We start from the raw sequence: 18,151 nt of genomic DNA, 5'->3' as shown, positions 1-18,151 counted from the left end.
GGGGTAAGATTTCCATGACTAAGCTTCCGGTTGTCGTTCGTCTGAAGACGGGGCTTCATGCGAGACCAGCAGCGTTATTCGTACAAGAAGCGAACAAATTCTCCTCCGAGGTATTTGTAGAGAAGGACGATAAGAAGGTTAATGCCAAATCCATTATGGGGATTATGAGTCTGGCAATCAGCTCTGGCACAGAAATTTCGATCAGCGCGGACGGGTCGGACGCGGAACAGGCTGTAAACGCTTTAGTCGCCCTGGTCAGCAAAGAGGAATTGGATAACCAATAAGAGGAAAGAAGTGGCTTTGCCGCATGACTTGTTCGCGCGCCAAAGCGGCTTCTTTTTTATTTGTGCGACTGTCTTTCTCGATATGCCAAAAGCCTTCCTTCACTCTGAAGATCGGTATTCGGCTGCAAGCCTAAAGCTTGCAGCGGACGCCGTTTAGGAGTAGAAGGAAGGCTTTTTTGTTATGCATGGGATGGAGAGAAGGCAAATAGACTGCCTGCTTAATCTAATGTTTTTCAAGATGGATGATCATTAGCTCTCAAGTGTAGCAAGGATGTTCTTCAATTTGTCAGCCGATTGGGTGAAGAGATCTTGCTCGTGATCGGTAAGGGTCAGCTCCAGTGTCGAGCGAACGCCGCTGCGGTCGATGATGCAAGGGATGCCCAGGTAAGCATCCGATACGCCCCGGTAGTCCTCCAGCAGAGTCGAGACGTTCAAGACAGCACCTTCGTCGTCGAGGATTGCTGTACAGATGCGGTCAAGCGCCAGTGCGATGGCGTAATAAGTAGCGCCTTTGGCTTGAATGATCTGATACGCGGCGTCACGGGTATTCAGGAAAATCTCGTCCTTATCCACCGCGCTCAGCTGCAGCTCGGTTCCAGCCACATTCGCGAGGCTCCAGACTGGAAGCTCCGAATCGCCATGCTCCCCGATGATATGCGCATGAACGCTGCGAGGATCGATATGCAGCTTCTGTCCGATCAGATAGCGGAAGCGCGCGCTGTCAAGCAGCGTGCCCGAACCGATCACGCGATGCGCTGGCAAACCTGATTTTTTCCACGATCTGTAGCTCATGATGTCGACCGGATTGGATGCGATAAGCAATATCGCATCGCGTGTATGAAGCAGCACCTGATCAATGATGCTGTCGAAGATCGCGATATTTCTTTTCAGAAGATCGATGCGCGATTCTCCCGGTTTCTGCGCTGCGCCTGCCGTAATGATGATAATATCGGCTGTTTTGCAGTCTTCATAAGTGCCTGCCCAGACCTTCGCGCCGCCGAGGTAAGGCATGCCGTGGTTCATATCCAGCGCATCTCCTGCGGCTTTGTCGGCATTGGCGTCAATGAGCACCAACTCATCCATGCGATTGCGAAGCAGCAACGTATAAGCGGTCGTCGAGCCGACGGCACCCGTACCGATGATAACGATTCTTGATTTTTTCATAAATGATAGTCTCCTTTATTCCTCGATAAATGGTTTGTTTACGTAGTGGTACATCGCTGCCATCAGCACGCTTCCCCCGATCAGATTGCCGATCGTGACGGGAATCAGGTTGTGCAGGATGCCGTCCAGCGATATTGTCCCCGGCTGCTGCAGGACTAGCGCAATCGCGAAGGTACACATATTCGCAATGCTATGCTCGTAGCCCGAGATAAAGAAGCAGAATACGAAGAGCATCATGGCGAACATTTTGGCGCCGTCTCCTTTGAGCCCCATAGGTACGAAGAAGGCCAGGCAGACGAGCCAGTTACACAGTATCGCCCGGAAGAATAGCTCCACCATCGGCGTATGCATCTTTTTGTCCACGACCTCAAGCAGAAACCCGTTCACGTTCGGATCGGCGAATAGTCCGGTCAGCCAGATCAGGAGGGCGAACACCGCAGCGCCGAGTATGTTGCCGCCATAGCTTAGAACCCATAGCTTAGTGGTATCGCTCCAGCGCATTTTTTTGCGCAGGGCGGCGTAGCTGTAGTAGAAGGTGTTGCCGGTGAACAGGTCGCCACCGCCATAGCTGATCAGAATGATTGCGGTGCCGAACGTGAGGGCGGCCATGGGATAGGTGAGCGGAGAATGCTCGACATAAAAGAAGCTGCCTGTCTTGAAGGCGACGATAACGCCGAACCCGATAAACATGCTTGCCAGCATGGAACGTGACAGGTAACGCCACAGGCTTTGCCGGAATATACGCAGCTTCTTCAAGGCAAGCTGCTCCACCTTGAGCAACGCTTCGATCTCCATAGGTACTCCTCCTGTCTATCTCTCTGTTGCATCTGTCTGTTGTCGTTGTGATGCCAATATAGCACGCGCCGGAATTGGAATGATGTGATAAAGGTCACTATGGAGCAGGAAAAAATGGGAGGAGCGGGCGGAGGTGCTGCTGGAATGGGGAAATAATGTTGTGGGGCAACGTTAATTGTGGGAAAGTAGCTGGAACAGGGAATTAGCATTGTGAGGCAACGTTAATCGTGGAAAATTAGCTGGAATGGGGAAATAATGTTGTGGGGCAACGTTAATCGTGGAAAATTGACTGGAATGGGGAAATAGTGTTGTGAGAAACAGTTATAACGTTTGCAACATAGCGGCGATGAAGGGTGTCTTTGTAGTAAGAAAGGGTAGCGTGAATGAACCGTTCATACTTATAAATGAAAAGGGTTGGATCAGTTGAAGAAGGTAATGGTTTTAATCGTTTGTTTATGGATGATAACCGGATGCGCAGCCGAACCAATGGAAGTTATGAAAGTTGCGGATTTGAATGCGAATCCCACGTCTTTTAGTCAGATTAAGCAGCAGAAAACAATCAAGAGAATCGACGACATTCTGCGTCTGCTGCAATGGCAGGACAGAGAACTGCCGACCAACGGTGATCCAGACTATTCGTTTTGGCTAGAGCACAAAGGTGTCAGCTTGAGAGTAACGAATTATGAGCTGTGGCTGGATGAACCTAATTCCGTCATTATTGATCATGTTAAGTTGAGGTATGCCTATATCAGCGGGGAGCCGTTGCGTGAGCTGGTTGATGATTTGAAGTGAGGGTTTCGGTAGTATGTAAGAGACAGACTCTGGGGTATAAACGTAACGCCCGGCAAATTAAAGAACCTCCCTCCACAAAAGTGGAAGGGAGGTTTCTTATGCGTTATGAATAATTAGACCTTCTCGATGACTTTGTCCACGAGGCCGTATGCGTGAGCTTCGGCTGCGCTCATGAAGTAGTCGCGGTCGGTGTCCTGCTCGATGCGGCTGAGCGGCTGGCCGGAACGTTCTGCCAGGATGTGGTTCAGCTTGTCGCGCATCTTCAGGATGCGGCGAGCGCGGATCTCGATGTCGCTGGCTTGGCCTTCAGCGCCGCCAAGCGGCTGATGGATCATAACTTCGCTGTTAGGCAGCGCGTAACGCTTGCCCTTCGCGCCTGCTGTCAGCAGGAACGCGCCCATGGACGCGGCCATACCTACGCAGATCGTCGATACATCCGGCTTAATGTACTGCATCGTATCATAAATGGCCATACCGGCTGTAATGGAACCGCCAGGGCTGTTGATGTATAGGGAAATATCCTTATCCGGGTCTTCCGCCGCCAGGAACAGCATTTGCGCGATGATGGAGTTGGCTACCACGTCATTCACGCCAGAGCCTAGAAATATGATGCGATCCTTCAACAGGCGGGAATAGATGTCGTATGAACGTTCCCCCCGATTGCTTTGCTCAATAACCATAGGCACAAAATTCATTTCGAACCAGTCCTCCTTCGTCTACGTAAAAGCATGAATCAAAAATTCGTATTCCTATCATAACGGATTAAAATCAAAAAGTCAAAGATGGTCAAAGAAATTGATTTTTCAGGCCAAAGCCCATAATTACTCTTCTGTCCGCTCCGTAAAGTAGACCTCGTTCTGCAAATCATTGACGAAGCGCTGCAGCCATTCGTAACAGCTGACAGCATGCTTCAGCTTGTGCAGATCCTCCAGACATTGTTTCCGCTCTTCTTCGGATGTATTGAGTTCAAGAATCATTTCGCTGAGCTGAGGAATCACCGCTTGGATCGCCCCTAGCATGACATCGATTTCCCGCTGCAGCTTAAAGGTAAAGAAGGATTGGAACGCCTTATCATGCGCATGATATTGAAGGGCATCGATTCATATTCCTGGGCACGGAACGGAATCTCAAGATTCATTGCTCCTTATCGGAAGAGCAGCTTCGCTGGCTGAAGAACAAGCTGGAAGAGGAAGCTGGATCGGAACGACCGATCTTTATCTTCTTGCATCAGCCGCTCAAAAACACAGTAGCGGGCTCCTATGAAGAGCAGCAGTGGCACGGCGTCGAAGAGGATGTCGGGCTGCGGGCAGTGCTTGCGGGCTACCCGCAGGCGATTCTTTTTTCTGGTCATACTCATTGGGAGCTGGAAGCAGGGCATACGTATTATGACGGAGTAGGCAAGCTTCCTGCGATGGTGAACGCCGTCTCTACGGCTTATCTATGGACGGATGAGGACCAGCATAAGGACGGCAGTCAAGGGTTGTTTGTCAATGTATATGAGGATCGTGTCGTGGTGAGAGGAAGAGATTTTGAGCGGTCGGATTGGGTGGAATCGGCTCATGATGAAATCAGATTGTCTCGACGTTCATAGCGGCTTCATACGGGAGAGGGCATGTGCGAAGGTGCATGCTCTTTTTTTGCCTATACGTCCGATAAAGCGGGCAAGTTAGGCGCAACCTATGACGGAGGTGATAGGGTGCGGAGTCGAATGGGAAGGGTCGCGGCGCTCTTCGTTGCTATGCTGGCATGCGCAGGGATCTATTCTTTCTTAACCGGAATAGTGGAAGCGAGCGGGCGTGCTGATCGAATCGGCGATGTCGCGAGACAAGCAATAAGGAAGGACGAACCAGATATAGGGACAACCGGCTTGGTGAAGGGATCAACAACGAGAGTCATTCCGAGCACGGATGCACATAGCTGCTGCACTAAGATCGATGAATTGGAGAGAAGGTTGGATAATCTTGAGCCCAGGGAGCCGATCACGATCCTCGAGTCGGAGGAGGAGAAGAATGCCGCAAAGCATTATCCGAACGTTACGGTTCCGATAGCTAAAGTTCGCGATCAAGGAGTCAGAATTCCTTTTGCTACGATCAAAAAAGATCCAGACTATATGAGACCCATCTATCACGAACATTGGCACAGCACATACTGGGGCGGCAGATGGAGCAATATTTCTTCGCATGTGGACACTGCGCATCATCGGTTGTTCGCAACGTATGATATTGGCCTATCGGGGGAGATGACGTTTAAGGAGCAAGTGGGCGTTGACTTCCCGATGTTTCACAATCCAACTGATCTTGATCTGTATTTCGTTGTTTTCCAGACAACTGTGGTCGATGTCTATACGAAAGGAAATCAGATCGTCGTACTTGGCAAGCCCCAGAGAAAAGGCGTGCAGGTCATTACGATCAAGTCGGGCGACCTGCGCCCCGCAGAATCGGACAAGTTGCTGCTAATCCAATTGGCGACGCCTGAGGGTGACGAACTCGACTTTACGCTGATTGGTTATGAACCGCCCGATTTTTGGCAGAAATAAGAGAAGCGAGCAAGGGCGGGATCAGGAGGAATGGCGGAAGAAATGTGAAGAGGTTATCTGCTCGTATCATGAGGATCATATTGGACGAGGACGGGCATGGCGTTTGGGTACATCATCAAATGAAGGCGTTCGGAGCGGTTTTTGAACGATACGATATATTGGCCGAAATGAGATTCATATTCCACCCCGGCGAATGAGTAATTTTGACCGCCGTAATGAGTTTTTACATATATAGCTGCGGCAATAGATGCTAAGGTTTTTGGCATGAGCTTAGATTGAATACCCGCTATTGTGAGAACGAAAACAAAAGCTGCCAGCAGCAAAAGCTTGTTTTTCCGCTTCATCATTTCCCTCCAAATGTCGACAGAGTTAGGAAATTTCATAGTTGTTGATACAAACGTTATTGTACTTAGGTTTGTTGCAGGGCGGAGGAAGTTATGATGCACAGGTTAGTTGCTGCGTGCAAAAAAGCCGCTCAGCATAGGCTAAGCGGCTTGTTCATTCGTATAGTGGCGCGCCCGCTAGGAATCGAACCTAGATCTCAGGCTCCGGAGGCCTACGTCATATCCATTGGACCACGGGCGCACGTCTTCAAAAAACAGTAGCAGAGATGATTATATGATATTCATACCGTTAAAGCAAGCAGGCTGGGAAAATTAAATTTGTGAAAAAGGTGTCGGAAATCGTTTTCAAATGCGATTCGACTCTTGCAGGCTGCTCTTATTTTCGTTAAAATAAAGGTGGGACTTAAAATGAACATGCGGGACGAAATTGGTCCCAACGATTCATTGAACCCCATTATGCTAATGACCGATGGAGTGAAGGATAAGAGATGCGACAGCTCATTGAACTGCAGCAGCAGCTTGTGCCGGATCTTCTGGAAGTCATGCGGAAGAGGTACATGATCCTGCATCAGGTTATGCTTTCGGACACGATCGGCCGCCGTACGCTGGCGAACGCGCTGGACATGACGGAGAGAGTGCTTCGGGCAGAGACCGATTTCCTAAAGGAGCAAGGCTTGCTGGAGATACATACGGCGGGCATGCGGATCAGCGAGCAAGGTCGCAGCGCCTTGGAGCAGCTGGAGCCTCTGTATAAGTCGATGTTTGGCTTGTCCGAACTGGAGGAGAAACTGCGCAGGGCATACGGGCTAACCCAGGTTGTCATCGTGCAAGGCGATTCTGAGACGTCGATTCAAACGAAGCGCGAGCTCGGAAGGGCGGCATGCCAGGTGCTTCGCACCGCGCTAAAGCCGAGGGATGTCGTAGCGGTAACCGGGGGCACAACGATTGCCCAGGTAGCCAATCAGCTTACGACAACGACAGCTATGAAGGATATCTGGTTTGTGCCGGCAAGAGGCGGACTTGGCGAAAGCTTGGATTATCAAGCGAATACGCTGGCCTCGACCATGGCGAAGCGGACGGGTGGACATTACCGGCTGCTGCATGTGCCGGATCATCTGGGTGAAGAGGCATTCGCTTCACTCATGCAAGAGCCTAACATCCGGGAGATTGTGGACGTCATTCGCAGTGCGCGCATTGTCGTACATGGGATCGGGGATGCCATGATCATGGCGAGAAGGCGGAAGCTGGACAAAGAGGTTGTGGCAGAGATTGAGGCGGAAGGCGCGCTGGCTGAGGCATTCGGATTTTATTTCGACCGAAGCGGGGCCGTCGTTCACCAAATGCAGACCGTAGGGTTACGGCTCGAGGATATCGTAAACACTGAATTAGTGATTGGCGTTGCCGGAGGCAAGAACAAAGGCGAGGCGATCGCGGCAGCCATGCGATTCGGCCATAACGACGTACTGGTCACCGATGAAGCTGCGGCGCTGGAGATGGTCAGTCTTCTGGAAGAGAGCCAGCCGCGGGACAAGGACTTGTGAAATAGGTAAGAAAGGCATCATGACGAGGAACGGCCTGCAATAGCAGCCGCCGGGACACGTCTTGAAATATATTTTATAGCAATCCAAAAACGCTTAGGAGGAACAAACAATGGTTAAAGTTGGTATCAATGGTTTTGGACGTATCGGCCGTAACGTATTCCGTGCAGCGCTGAACAATTCTGAGGTGGAAATCGTAGCAGTCAACGACCTGACAGACGTTAACACGCTGGCTCACCTGTTGAAATACGATACAACTCATGGCGTTCTTGACGCTACTGTTGAAGCAAAAGAAGGCGCTTTGGTTGTAAACGGCAAAGAAATCAAAGTATTCGCTGAGCGCAACCCTGCTGATCTGCCTTGGGGTTCCGTAGGCGCTGAGATCGTAGTTGAGTCCACTGGTATCTTCACAGCGAAAGAAAAAGCTGAGCTTCACCTGCAAGGCGGCGCTAAAAAAGTTATCATCTCCGCTCCTGCAACGAACGAAGACATCACTGTGGTTATCGGCGTTAACGAAGATCAATACGATGCAGCTGCTCACACTATCATTTCCAACGCTTCTTGCACAACCAACTGTCTTGCTCCATTCGCTAAAGTGTTGAACGATAAATTCGGTATCGTTAAAGGTATGATGACAACGATTCACTCGTACACAAACGACCAATCCGTACTTGACGTACCGCACAAAGACCTGCGCCGTGCTCGCGCTGCTGCAGAGAACATCATTCCTTCCTCCACAGGCGCTGCGAAAGCTGTTTCGCTGGTACTGCCTGAGCTGAAAGGCAAGTTGAACGGTATGGCTATGCGCGTTCCTACGCCTAACGTATCCGTAACGGACCTGGTTGCTGAGCTGAAAGTTAACGTAACCGTTGAAGAAGTTAACGCAGCATTCAAAGAAGCTTCCGAAGGTGCTTTGAAAGGCATCTTGAACTACAACGAATTGCCGCTGGTATCCAGCGACTACAACGGCGACCCAGCTTCCTCCACAATCGACGCTTTGTCGACTATGGTAGTGGAAGGCAATATGGTTAAAGTTATTTCCTGGTATGACAACGAGTGGGGCTACTCCAACCGCGTAGTTGATCTTGCTGCTTATATCGCAAGCAAAGGTCTGTAAGGAAAGAAAGCTGATGGGCCGCGGCTCCTTACGTGTAAGAGCTTCGGCCCTTGGTTTGCGCCCTCGCAGGGCCAGACCTATGGGCGTTCCTTCCTTTAAGGGTGAAGGGACGCCTTTTGCTTTATAGAGATAGATATGAGCCGATAAGCCGGCAGAAACTACTATTGGGGAGGATTTCAACCATGAACAAGAAGAGTGTACGTGACGTAGCAGAATTGGCAGGCAAGCGCGTATTCGTCCGCGTTGACTTCAACGTGCCGCTCGAAGACGGCAAGATTACGGATGACAAGCGTATTCGCGAGACGCTTCCAACGATTAACTTTTTGATCGAAAAAGGCGCAAAAGTGATTCTGGCGAGCCACTTGGGCCGTCCGAACGGACAAGTCGTAGAAGAGCTTCGCCACACAGCTTCGGCAGTGCGCCTGTCGGAACTGCTGGGCAAGCCGGTAACGAAAGCGAACGAAGCCATCGGCGAAGCCGTAGAAGCTCAAGTCGCTGCAATGGAGAACGGCGACGTTCTGCTGCTCGAAAACGTACGTTTCTACCCGGGCGAAGAGAAAAACGATCCGGAGCTAGCGAAGTCTTTTGCCAAGCTGGCTGACCTGTTCGTTAACGACGCTTTCGGCGCCGCTCACCGCGCTCACGCTTCCACTGAAGGCATCGCTCACATTCTTCCGGCTGTATCCGGCTTGCTGATGGAGAGAGAGCTTGAAGTGCTAGGCAAAGCGCTGAACAATCCTGAGCGCCCGTTCACGGCGATCGTTGGCGGTTCCAAGGTTAAGGACAAAATCGCAGTTATCGACAAAATGCTGGAGATCGCTGACAACATCATCATCGGCGGCGGCTTGTCTTATACATTCTTCAAAGCGCAAGGCCATGAAATCGGCAAATCCCTGGTGGACAACAGCAAGCTTGATCTGGCGCTTGAGTTCATCGAGAAGGCTAAGAAATTGGGCAAAAACTTCTACATTCCGGTTGATATCGTCGTAACGGACGACTTCAGCGCAGACGCGAACACGCAAATCGTGGACGTTAACGGCATTCCGGCTGAATGGGAAGGCATCGACATCGGTCCTAAGACACGTGAGCTTTATGCAGACGTGATCAAAAACTCCAAGCTGGTTGTATGGAACGGACCAATGGGCGTATTCGAAATCGAGCCATTCTCCCACGGCACGCGCGCAGTAGCGCAAGCGACTGCTGAGACTTCGGCTTACACGGTCATCGGCGGCGGCGACTCTGCTGCGGCTGCAGAGAAGTTTGGTCTTGCTGACCAAATGAACTTCATCTCTACTGGCGGCGGTGCATCCCTAGAGTTCATGGAAGGCAAAGTCCTTCCAGGTGTAGTAGCACTGAACGACAAGTAAAAATTAGTTACGATAGAAACGGGAGGTCATCCTATGAGCAGAACACCGATTATCGCAGGTAACTGGAAAATGTTCAAAACGGTATCCGAAGCAACGGCATTTTTCGCTGAAGTAAAGGGCAAAGCGGAAGTTGCAGGCGTAGAGAGCGTTATCTGCGCACCTTTCACAGCGCTTCCTGCACTGGTAGAAGCGGCTAAAGGCACCACAATCGCTATTGGCGCGCAAAACGTTCACTTCGAGGACAACGGCGCTTACACAGGAGAGATCAGCGGCCTTATGCTGAAGGATCTTGGCGTGAAATATGTCATTATCGGTCACTCGGAGCGCCGCGCTTACTTCGCGGAGAGCGACGAAATCGTGAACAAGAAGACGGTTGCGGCATTCAAGCACGGCTTGACGCCAATCGTATGCGTAGGCGAGAAGCTGGAAGAGCGTGAATCCGGCGCAACAAAAGAAGTATGCAAAGTGCAGACTGAGGCTGCATTCCAGGGCCTGTCGGCTGTGCAAGCGGCTGAAGTGGTTGTCGCTTACGAGCCAATCTGGGCAATCGGCACGGGCAAATCCTCTACTTCCGAGGATGCGCAAGACGTGATCGGCTACATCCGCGGCGTGATCGCAGGTCTATACGATGAGGCTGTTGCAGCGAAGGTTCGCATTCAATACGGCGGCAGCGTGAAGCCGAACAACGTATCGGAGTACCTGGGCCAAGCAGATATCGACGGCGCGCTGGTAGGCGGAGCGAGCCTTGAGCCTGCTTCCTACATCGCTCTGATCGAGGGGGCCAAGTAATATGGCCTCCCGCAAACCGGTAGCACTTATTATTTTGGACGGATTCGGCCTTCGCGATGACGTGACGGGCAATGCGGTTGCGCAGGCGAACAAGCCGAACTACGACCGTTACATGGCGCAATACCCGAATACGACATTGACGGCATCCGGCGAAGCCGTTGGCTTGCCGGAGGGCCAGATGGGCAACTCCGAAGTCGGCCATCTGAACATCGGCGCTGGCCGCATCGTGTATCAGGATCTGACTCGCATCAGCAAGTCGATCCGCGACGGTGAATTCTTCGACAACGAGACACTACTGGCTGCCATTCATCATGTGAAGTCGAGAGGCAAGAAGCTTCACCTGTACGGGCTATTGTCCGACGGCGGCGTTCATAGCCATATCGCTCACTTGTTCGCGCTGCTGGAGCTGGCGAAGAAGGAAGGCTTGACGGACGTCTACATCCACGCTTTCCTGGACGGCCGCGACGTATCGCCGGATAGCGCGAGGGGTTATGTCGAGCAGCTTCAAGCGAAGATCGAAGAACTTGGCGTAGGCCGCATCGCAACGGTTCAAGGCCGTTACTATGCAATGGACCGCGACAAGCGCTGGGAGCGTACGGAGAAGTCCTACCGTGCGATGGTGTACGGCGATGGACCTCAATACGTAGACCCTGTGCAAGCGGTAGTTGAATCGTATGAGAAATCCGTATATGATGAGTTCGTTATGCCGACGGTAATCGTAGGCGGAGACGGCAAGCCGGTAGGACTGGTGGAGTCCGAGGACGCAGTTGTGTTCTTCAACTTCCGTCCGGACCGTGCCATCCAGCTGTCGCAAGTATTCACGAATGACGACTTCCGCGGCTTCGACCGCGGCGCGAATCATCCGGTAGGCTTGCACTTCGTCTGCCTGACATTGTTCAGCGAGACGGTGGGCGGCTATGTCGCTTACTCGCCGAAGAATCTCGACAATACGCTGGGTGAAGTGCTTGCCCAGAACGGCAAGACGCAGCTTCGTACAGCGGAGACAGAGAAGTACCCGCATGTGACGTTCTTCTTCAGCGGCGGCCGTGATAAGGAGCTTCCGGGCGAGACGCGCGTTCTGATCAACTCGCCGAAGGTTGCCACTTACGATCTTCAGCCGGAGATGAGCGCTTACGAGCTGGCGGAGTCCACGGTACGCGAGATTGAAGCGGATAAGCATGATGCGATCATTCTGAACTTCGCCAACCCGGATATGGTTGGTCACTCCGGCATGCTGGAGCCGACAATCAAGGCGGTAGAAGCAACGGATGAGTGTCTGGGCAAAGTCGTAGAAGCGGTGCTCGCCAAAGGCGGCGTCTGCATCATTACGGCGGACCATGGCAATGCGGATATGGTATTCGACGAGAATGGCCGTCCACATACGGCGCATACGACCAATCCGGTGCCTTTGATCGTAACGAGAGAAGGCGCAGCGCTGCGCGATGGCGGCATCCTGGCAGATATCGCGCCGACGATGCTGGATCTGCTTGGTCTGGCAAAGCCGGCTGAGATGACAGGCTCGACATTGCTTGGCCAATAATAGTAGACTAGTGGAATGAAGCAATATTGATTAAGCGAACTATAGAAAAGGAGTGTTCATTCAAATGTCCATTATCGTTGATGTATATGCACGCGAAGTGCTGGATTCCCGCGGGAATCCAACTGTAGAAGTAGAAGTAGCTCTTGAGTCCGGCGGCAAAGGCCGCGCTATCGTTCCATCCGGTGCGTCCACTGGCGCATACGAGGCGGTAGAGCTTCGCGACGGCGACAAATCCCGTTACCTGGGCAAAGGCGTTGTTAAAGCGGTAGAAAACGTAAACACGATTATCGCTCCTGAGATCATCGGTCTTGACGCGCTTGATCAAGTAGCCATCGACCGCAAAATGATCCAGCTTGACGGCACGCCTAACAAAGCGAAGCTGGGCGCTAACGCAATCCTGGCTGTATCCATGGCTGTTGCCCGCGCAGCGGCTGACGCTCTGGATGTTCCTTTGTACACGTACCTGGGCGGCTTCAACGCGAAGACGCTGCCAGTTCCAATGATGAACATCATCAACGGCGGCGAGCATGCAGACAACAACATCGACGTACAAGAGTTCATGGTACTGCCAGTAGGCGCTTCCGACTTCAAAGAAGCTCTTCGCATCGGCGCAGAGATCTTCCACAACCTGAAAGCGGTATTGCATGACAAAGGCCTAAACACAGCTGTTGGCGACGAAGGCGGATTCGCTCCGAACCTTGGCTCCAACGAAGAAGCAATCACGACAATCATCTCCGCAATCGAGCGCGCAGGCTACAAGCCAGGCGTTGACGTATTCCTGGGTATGGACGTTGCTTCCACTGAGTTCTTTAAAGACGGCAAATACGTACTGGCTGGCGAAGGCAAATCCTTTACGCCTGCTGAGTTCGTTGACCTGCTTGCTTCGTGGGTTGAGAAGTATCCGATCGTATCGATCGAAGACGGTTGCTCCGAAGACGATTGGGATGGCTGGAAGCTTCTCACTGAGAAGCTGGGCAGCAAAGTCCAATTGGTTGGCGACGACCTGTTCGTAACGAACACAGAGCGTCTGTCCGATGGCATCGAGAAAGGCGTAGGCAACTCCATTCTGGTTAAAGTTAACCAAATCGGTACGCTTACTGAAACATTCGACGCAATCGAGATGGCGAAACGCGCTGGTTACACAGCGGTTATCTCCCACCGTTCCGGCGAAAGCGAAGACAGCACAATCGCTGACATCGCAGTTGCGACGAACGCTGGCCAAATCAAAACAGGCGCACCTTCCCGTACGGACCGCGTAGCGAAGTACAACCAATTGCTCCGCATCGAGGACCAACTGGGCTCCACTGCTCAATACGGCGGCAAAGCAGCATTCTACAACCTGAAAAACTTCAAATAAGAACAGGCAGGTCCGCTGCTTGTGAAATAATAAGAGAGCATGTCCCTCAGGGATATGCTCTCTTTTTGCTTGGTGAAAATCGCGTATGGCGCTATTCATTTGTTGAGACGTGTTCGGTATCCATTGTTTGTTTCAACGAATCGATATTGTGCTATACGCCGGTTAGGGGCTTGATCTTCGCCCAATGGATATCTCCTCCTGAACATCATTTGAAGTTGTGTTGATTATGCGGCAGACTTGCGGGACTTCCTTTTTGCTTGTTCATGAGGTAGGCTCGAATAGATTGAATGATGAGTCATGATGTGAGGCGTGCACATTGTCTTTTCGCTAGAATAAACGGATAAGGATGTTAGAGGAGGAATGGAACATGCTGATTGAAGTGATTGCCATTCGTACGGAGGATGTCGAAGCTGCAGCCGAGGGAGGAGCGGACCGGATCGAATTGGTAACCGGGATCGTGGAAGGCGGATTAACACCCAGCCTTGGTTTGGTGGAAGCGGCAGTAAATGCTTCTACGCTTCCTGTTCAAGTGATGGTTAGGCCTCATAGCCAGTCTTACTGTTACAGTGAATCAGACATGAACATTATGCTGCGAGATATCGAAGCGATTAAGGAAACTGGAGCAACGGGCATCGTCATCGGGATGCTGACTCCTTCCGGAGAGCTGGACAGAGCATTGCTTGAACGTGCTCTGCGAGCTGCGGAAGGTCTCGATGTAACGTTCCATCGTGCATTCGACGAGATTGAGGATCAACTAACGGCATTGCGGCAGCTCGCCGACTATCCGTCCATTAGCCGTGTACTGACGGCGGGCGGATTGAAGCCTGCTCCGCAGTCCGCAGAGCGAATTCGGGCTCTCCGGGAGGCAGGCGACCGGCTGGGCATATCCATTTTGGGCGGCTACGGACTTCATGCGGGCAATGTAGGTGAGTTCGTCGGCAAGACGAGAGTCCATGAGATTCACATCGGATCAGGAGTAAGGCGAAACGGCAGCTTTATGGAGGAGCTGCTTCCTTCTAGCATAACGGAAATTCGCCGCTTGTTGCACGATCATCCTTAATTCATTGGATGCTCAGTATCAGGCTGGGATAAGCTTAGAGCAGTAATCAAGTATTCCTGCTGTCATCCATGTGCATAATGAACGAGAGAATAACACGGAGTTATGTACGTCAGGGACTAGGAGGAAGTATGAGCAAGCCAATTGCGGGAATACAGATGTATTCATTAAGAGATGAGGCAGAGCGCGATATTCTGGAGACGCTCGAGAAGGTGGCCGAGATGGGCTATAAAGCCATTGAGTCGATCGGTTACTTCAATGCGCCTCCCAACCAATTGAAGAGAAGAGCGGATGAACTGGACTTGGCCATCCCCTCCATGCTGGTATCGCTTAACTTCAAGACGCTGGCGAAGCTGGGCCGGGATTTCGCCAGGGACATCGAGATTGCCGCCGGGATCGGCGTATCTTATATCATCGTGCCATGGGTGCCAATGCATGAGCAGCCCACAATGGAAGACATGCATTTTTTGGCGGATGTGCTCATACGCTGCGGGGAACAGACGAAGGCAGCGGGTATGAAGCTGGCTCTGCATAATCATGATTATGAAATGAAGCTGGTGGACGGCAGGCCTGCATTCGACCGCTTATTGGAGCTGGTGCCCGAGGAATTGATGGTTGCCGAGCTGGATCTCGGCTGGATCTACATGGCGGGGCATGACCCGGTGGACTATTTAAAGAAACATAAGGCCCGGACGCCTTTAGTGCATATTCGTGATTTCAAAACCGGACGCAAGGACACCGAGCTGGGAAAAGGCGTTGTTGGAGTAGAGCGGCTGCTGCAAGAGATTGAGAAGGCCGATGTGGAGTATATGTTCGTGGAGCAGGAGGACTTCCTGACTACCTCGCTGGATAGCGCGATGGCGAATATACTCTATTTGAAAAAACTGGGCTACGCATAACGCCTCTCTTAAGGGCATGTACTATTGTCAATCCTGTGCAGCTATGGTACAATAACCTTATGTGTTTTATGAGCGGCTACGCTGGAGGTGGATGGAATGGAAATTACATTGAAGATCCTGCTTGTATTATTCTCTATCGGATTGATTGCAGTCGTATTGTTGCAGAAAGGCAAGAGCGCTGGTTTGTCCGGTGCGATTAGCGGCGGCGCAGAGCATTTGTTCGGTAAGCAGAAGGCCCGTGGCTTGGACCTGTTCCTGCAGCGTCTGACGGTAGCGTTGGCAATTGGATTCTTCTTATTGTCGCTGATTGTATCTTATTTCGTGCAAAAATAATGATGAACTAACGAGAGACGAGGAACCTTATCCTCGTCTTTTTTTGATTTCTTTTTGTGATACCATAATCAGGGAGTTTCGTAGAATAGAGAAGAATGGAGGGTGATGAAATGGGGCAGGAGCGGGAAGTTAGAGAGAAAGAGACAGCGTATGTGCTGCGGGCGGCTATTCAGAAAGCGGGATATGAAGAGAATAAGGCAATCATTCGGGATATTAACCTTCAGGTTGGCCCCGGCGAGCTGATGGGCTTAATCGGTCCTAACGGCGCAGGGAAAAGTACGACGGTCAAAACGATTATGGGACTGATGCCGAATGTAACGGGGAAAGTGGAAATCGGTGGCCAACATAAGCGATATGCCTATGTGCCGGAGCAGCCGGTTTATTATGAATACTTTACGCTATGGGAGCATCTGAGATTGGCAGCGTCGGTCTTCGGCATTACAGAGAGCCAATTCGAGAGCAAGGCGGATCAATTGCTTCAGCAGTTCAGGCTGACGGAGCAGAAGCACCATTATCCGATGCAATTCTCCAAGGGCATGCAACAAAAGCTGATGCTTATCATCGCGTTCCTGCTGGAGCCGGATATTTATATTGTGGACGAGCCGTTCGTGGGACTGGACCCGCGGGCGACCAGCGACTTTCTGAGCTTGCTGCAGGGTGAGCTTGAAAGGGGCGCAGGCGTCCTGATGTCCACTCATGTTTTGGACACTGCCGAGAAGATTTGCCGGAGCTTCGTCCTTATTAATCAAGGTTCGGTTGTTGCGCAGGGGACGCTGGAGCAGGTCAGATTGAATGCGGGATGCGCGGAGAATGCGGCGTTGTCCGATTGCTTCATGGCGTTGACATAAGGAGGAATAAGCGATGATGACACCATCACAGCTGTTCTTCTACCGGCTGAAGCGTAATGTGAAGGAGCAGGCTCGCGCGTGGAACAGCGTTTTCGATTGGAGCGTTTGGGTTTATATATTAGTACCCGGTCTTGTCCTATTCGGAGGAATGTATCGGGAAATATGGCTGGATATGCCGGAATGGGCTAATCAGGTCCCATGGTTGCTGCTTTTTTCGATCATGCTATTTCTTATTATCGCGTTCGGAGGACGCATTCGAATCTTTGTCGATGAAGCGGACCGGTTATTCCTGCTTCAGCAGCCCCGCTGGCTTACGTTGCTGAAGCGTTACGGCATGATCTATTCATTCCTGATGCAAGCGCTGGTGCTAATATTGCCATTCGCAGTATTACTGCCATTTCTCTTGCGTGTGGAGCAGATCTCGTTACAAGAGATCGGAGCAGCTTACCTTTACTCCTTGCTGTTCGCGATGTTGATGTCAATGACGCTTCATTTGCTGAATGGGAGGTTCCGTAGGTGGCGCCAGGTAGGCGTGGAGACAATTGTTCTGCTCGTGGGGGCAGGGGCATATTTATATCCGATGCTATCGCTGGCTAATCCTACGATCGTAGTCGGACTGACATTGGCAGGAGCTGCTCTCCTGGTTCTGATCGTCCTGTATGTTTGCCTTCGCAGGCCGTTTCATTTTGAGACGGAAGTGAAAAATGAACGATCGGCGCGCATGTCTTCGACAGAGCTCCTCATGAGCCAAGTGATCGAACGCAAGCCGGCGATGAAGCTGAAGCAGCCGCTGTTCATGCGCCAGTCCCGGCGCTTATTCAAGAAGTCCGATACCGGTACGATCCTCGCTGAGCTGCGCATCATCACCTTTGTGAGATCGATGTCCACATTGCGGATAGGGATTGGCTTTTTGTCTGTAACTACGGGAGCTATCGTATTGGTGCCGCCATCCGCGACTTATGCTCTAATCGGAGGATTTCTGTTCCTAATCGTACCATGGCTTCGCATGCAATGGGAGCAGTGGAGAACAGAGGAGTTTATTGCGCAATTTCCATGGGATTCAGCGGATCTCGGCAAAGGTGTGCGGATATCACGATTTTGGCTGCTGCTTCCGCATATGACGGTCTGGTCGGCTGTCGCTGGGTTCCGCCTGGCCGGATTGTGGGGGGTCGTGCCTTCGATCTTCGTGTGCGTAGCGATATGGTGGGCATTTCATGCAAGAGATTGGAGAAGACCGAGTCACAAGGCTGCGGGCACAGAGGTTAATGACATCTGACGGAAGCGGCGGGTTTTCGTTTTTTTCGCAAATGGGGATGTGCCGAAGCCATTTCGTGTATACTACATGGTATATGATAATCTATCAACCGCAAGAGGTATAGCCCTTAGCGCGG

At 51.6% G+C, this 18,151-nt stretch carries 20 protein-coding genes and 1 tRNA gene; 15 read left to right on the top strand and 6 right to left on the bottom strand.

Features of this window, described 5'->3' with window-relative positions:
- Positions 1 to 14 precede the first annotated feature (14 nt).
- Entirely contained in the window at positions 15 to 284 is a 270-nt protein-coding gene (locus D3P07_RS26220; RefSeq protein ID WP_116047300.1) for an HPr family phosphocarrier protein, read from the top strand.
- Positions 285 to 533: 249 nt separating this feature from the next.
- On the opposite strand, the gene D3P07_RS26215 is transcribed toward D3P07_RS26220, so the two are convergent.
- The gene (locus D3P07_RS26215) at positions 534 to 1,448 is read right to left on the bottom strand and encodes an L-lactate dehydrogenase (RefSeq protein WP_119803913.1); all 915 of its coding nucleotides are present in this window, start codon (positions 1,446 to 1,448) and stop codon (positions 534 to 536) included.
- A 15-nt stretch (positions 1,449 to 1,463) separates the two neighbouring features.
- Positions 1,464 to 2,243, bottom strand: a complete 780-nt coding sequence (locus tag D3P07_RS26210; protein WP_119803911.1) for a formate/nitrite transporter family protein — start codon at positions 2,241 to 2,243, stop codon at positions 1,464 to 1,466.
- Between the two features lie 486 nt (positions 2,244 to 2,729).
- On the opposite strand from D3P07_RS26210, the gene D3P07_RS26205 reads away from it, so the two are divergent.
- Positions 2,730 to 3,035 (top strand): hypothetical protein, encoded by a 306-nt coding sequence (locus tag D3P07_RS26205; protein WP_147384576.1) that lies wholly within the window; start codon positions 2,730 to 2,732, stop codon positions 3,033 to 3,035.
- Between the two features lie 113 nt (positions 3,036 to 3,148).
- Here D3P07_RS26205 and clpP read toward each other — a convergent pair whose 3' ends face one another.
- Together clpP and D3P07_RS26195 are read right to left on the bottom strand one after the other, a co-directional pair.
- Positions 3,149 to 3,730: an ATP-dependent Clp endopeptidase proteolytic subunit ClpP gene (gene clpP, locus D3P07_RS26200; protein ID WP_119803907.1), complete on the bottom strand. Its 582-nt coding sequence runs from the start codon at positions 3,728 to 3,730 to the stop codon at positions 3,149 to 3,151.
- 126 nt (positions 3,731 to 3,856) lie between these two features.
- A complete protein-coding gene (locus D3P07_RS26195; protein WP_119803905.1) occupies positions 3,857 to 4,054 on the bottom strand; it encodes a hypothetical protein in 198 nt (65 codons plus the stop codon).
- 203 nt (positions 4,055 to 4,257) lie between these two features.
- On the opposite strand from D3P07_RS26195, the gene D3P07_RS26190 reads away from it, so the two are divergent.
- Both D3P07_RS26190 and D3P07_RS26185 read left to right on the top strand, forming a co-directional pair.
- On the top strand, positions 4,258 to 4,626 hold the full coding sequence (locus tag D3P07_RS26190) for a hypothetical protein (protein ID WP_119803903.1): 369 nt from the start codon (positions 4,258 to 4,260) through the stop codon (positions 4,624 to 4,626).
- 105 nt (positions 4,627 to 4,731) lie between these two features.
- On the top strand, positions 4,732 to 5,571 hold the full coding sequence (locus tag D3P07_RS26185) for a hypothetical protein (protein ID WP_259391694.1): 840 nt from the start codon (positions 4,732 to 4,734) through the stop codon (positions 5,569 to 5,571).
- 53 nt (positions 5,572 to 5,624) lie between these two features.
- On the opposite strand, the gene D3P07_RS26180 is transcribed toward D3P07_RS26185, so the two are convergent.
- The gene (locus D3P07_RS26180; protein WP_147384575.1) at positions 5,625 to 5,918 is read right to left on the bottom strand and encodes a hypothetical protein; all 294 of its coding nucleotides are present in this window, start codon (positions 5,916 to 5,918) and stop codon (positions 5,625 to 5,627) included.
- 163 nt (positions 5,919 to 6,081) lie between these two features.
- Positions 6,082 to 6,156: transfer RNA gene (locus tag D3P07_RS26175), tRNA-Arg, on the bottom strand.
- 247 nt (positions 6,157 to 6,403) lie between these two features.
- Here D3P07_RS26175 and D3P07_RS26170 point away from each other — a divergent pair.
- From D3P07_RS26170 to D3P07_RS26120, 11 genes are all read left to right on the top strand, one after another.
- On the top strand, positions 6,404 to 7,456 hold the full coding sequence (locus D3P07_RS26170) for a sugar-binding transcriptional regulator (RefSeq protein WP_119803899.1): 1,053 nt from the start codon (positions 6,404 to 6,406) through the stop codon (positions 7,454 to 7,456).
- A gap of 109 nt (positions 7,457 to 7,565) precedes the next feature.
- Entirely contained in the window at positions 7,566 to 8,570 is a 1,005-nt protein-coding gene (gap, locus tag D3P07_RS26165) for a type I glyceraldehyde-3-phosphate dehydrogenase (RefSeq protein WP_119803897.1), read from the top strand.
- A 182-nt stretch (positions 8,571 to 8,752) separates the two neighbouring features.
- The gene (locus tag D3P07_RS26160) at positions 8,753 to 9,937 is read left to right on the top strand and encodes a phosphoglycerate kinase (RefSeq protein ID WP_119803895.1); all 1,185 of its coding nucleotides are present in this window, start codon (positions 8,753 to 8,755) and stop codon (positions 9,935 to 9,937) included.
- Between the two features lie 33 nt (positions 9,938 to 9,970).
- The gene (gene tpiA, locus D3P07_RS26155; RefSeq protein ID WP_119803892.1) at positions 9,971 to 10,726 is read left to right on the top strand and encodes a triose-phosphate isomerase; all 756 of its coding nucleotides are present in this window, start codon (positions 9,971 to 9,973) and stop codon (positions 10,724 to 10,726) included.
- Between the two features lies 1 nt (position 10,727).
- Positions 10,728 to 12,266: a 2,3-bisphosphoglycerate-independent phosphoglycerate mutase gene (gene gpmI, locus D3P07_RS26150; protein ID WP_119803890.1), complete on the top strand. Its 1,539-nt coding sequence runs from the start codon at positions 10,728 to 10,730 to the stop codon at positions 12,264 to 12,266.
- A 64-nt stretch (positions 12,267 to 12,330) separates the two neighbouring features.
- On the top strand, positions 12,331 to 13,623 hold the full coding sequence (gene eno / locus D3P07_RS26145; protein ID WP_119803888.1) for a phosphopyruvate hydratase: 1,293 nt from the start codon (positions 12,331 to 12,333) through the stop codon (positions 13,621 to 13,623).
- A 367-nt stretch (positions 13,624 to 13,990) separates the two neighbouring features.
- Positions 13,991 to 14,683 carry a copper homeostasis protein CutC gene (locus D3P07_RS26140; RefSeq protein WP_119803886.1) on the top strand — a complete coding sequence of 231 codons (693 nt, stop codon included), beginning with the start codon at positions 13,991 to 13,993 and terminating at the stop codon, positions 14,681 to 14,683.
- Between the two features lie 128 nt (positions 14,684 to 14,811).
- Positions 14,812 to 15,579 (top strand): sugar phosphate isomerase/epimerase family protein, encoded by a 768-nt coding sequence (locus tag D3P07_RS26135; protein ID WP_182914519.1) that lies wholly within the window; start codon positions 14,812 to 14,814, stop codon positions 15,577 to 15,579.
- Positions 15,580 to 15,675: 96 nt separating this feature from the next.
- Positions 15,676 to 15,912 (top strand): preprotein translocase subunit SecG, encoded by a 237-nt coding sequence (gene secG, locus D3P07_RS26130; RefSeq protein ID WP_119803882.1) that lies wholly within the window; start codon positions 15,676 to 15,678, stop codon positions 15,910 to 15,912.
- A 110-nt stretch (positions 15,913 to 16,022) separates the two neighbouring features.
- Positions 16,023 to 16,760 carry an ABC transporter ATP-binding protein gene (locus D3P07_RS26125; protein ID WP_119803880.1) on the top strand — a complete coding sequence of 246 codons (738 nt, stop codon included), beginning with the start codon at positions 16,023 to 16,025 and terminating at the stop codon, positions 16,758 to 16,760.
- A 13-nt stretch (positions 16,761 to 16,773) separates the two neighbouring features.
- Complete coding sequence (locus tag D3P07_RS26120; RefSeq protein WP_119803878.1) at positions 16,774 to 18,036, top strand: ABC transporter permease; 1,263 nt, start codon at positions 16,774 to 16,776, stop codon at positions 18,034 to 18,036.
- Positions 18,037 to 18,151 lie beyond the last annotated feature (115 nt).

The organism is Paenibacillus sp. 1011MAR3C5 (genome assembly GCF_003591485.1).
In the GTDB taxonomy this organism is placed as follows: domain Bacteria; phylum Bacillota; class Bacilli; order Paenibacillales; family Paenibacillaceae; genus Pristimantibacillus.
The sequence above is the reverse complement of the archived record's forward strand: the minus strand, read 5'-3'. Positions and strand labels throughout refer to the sequence as shown.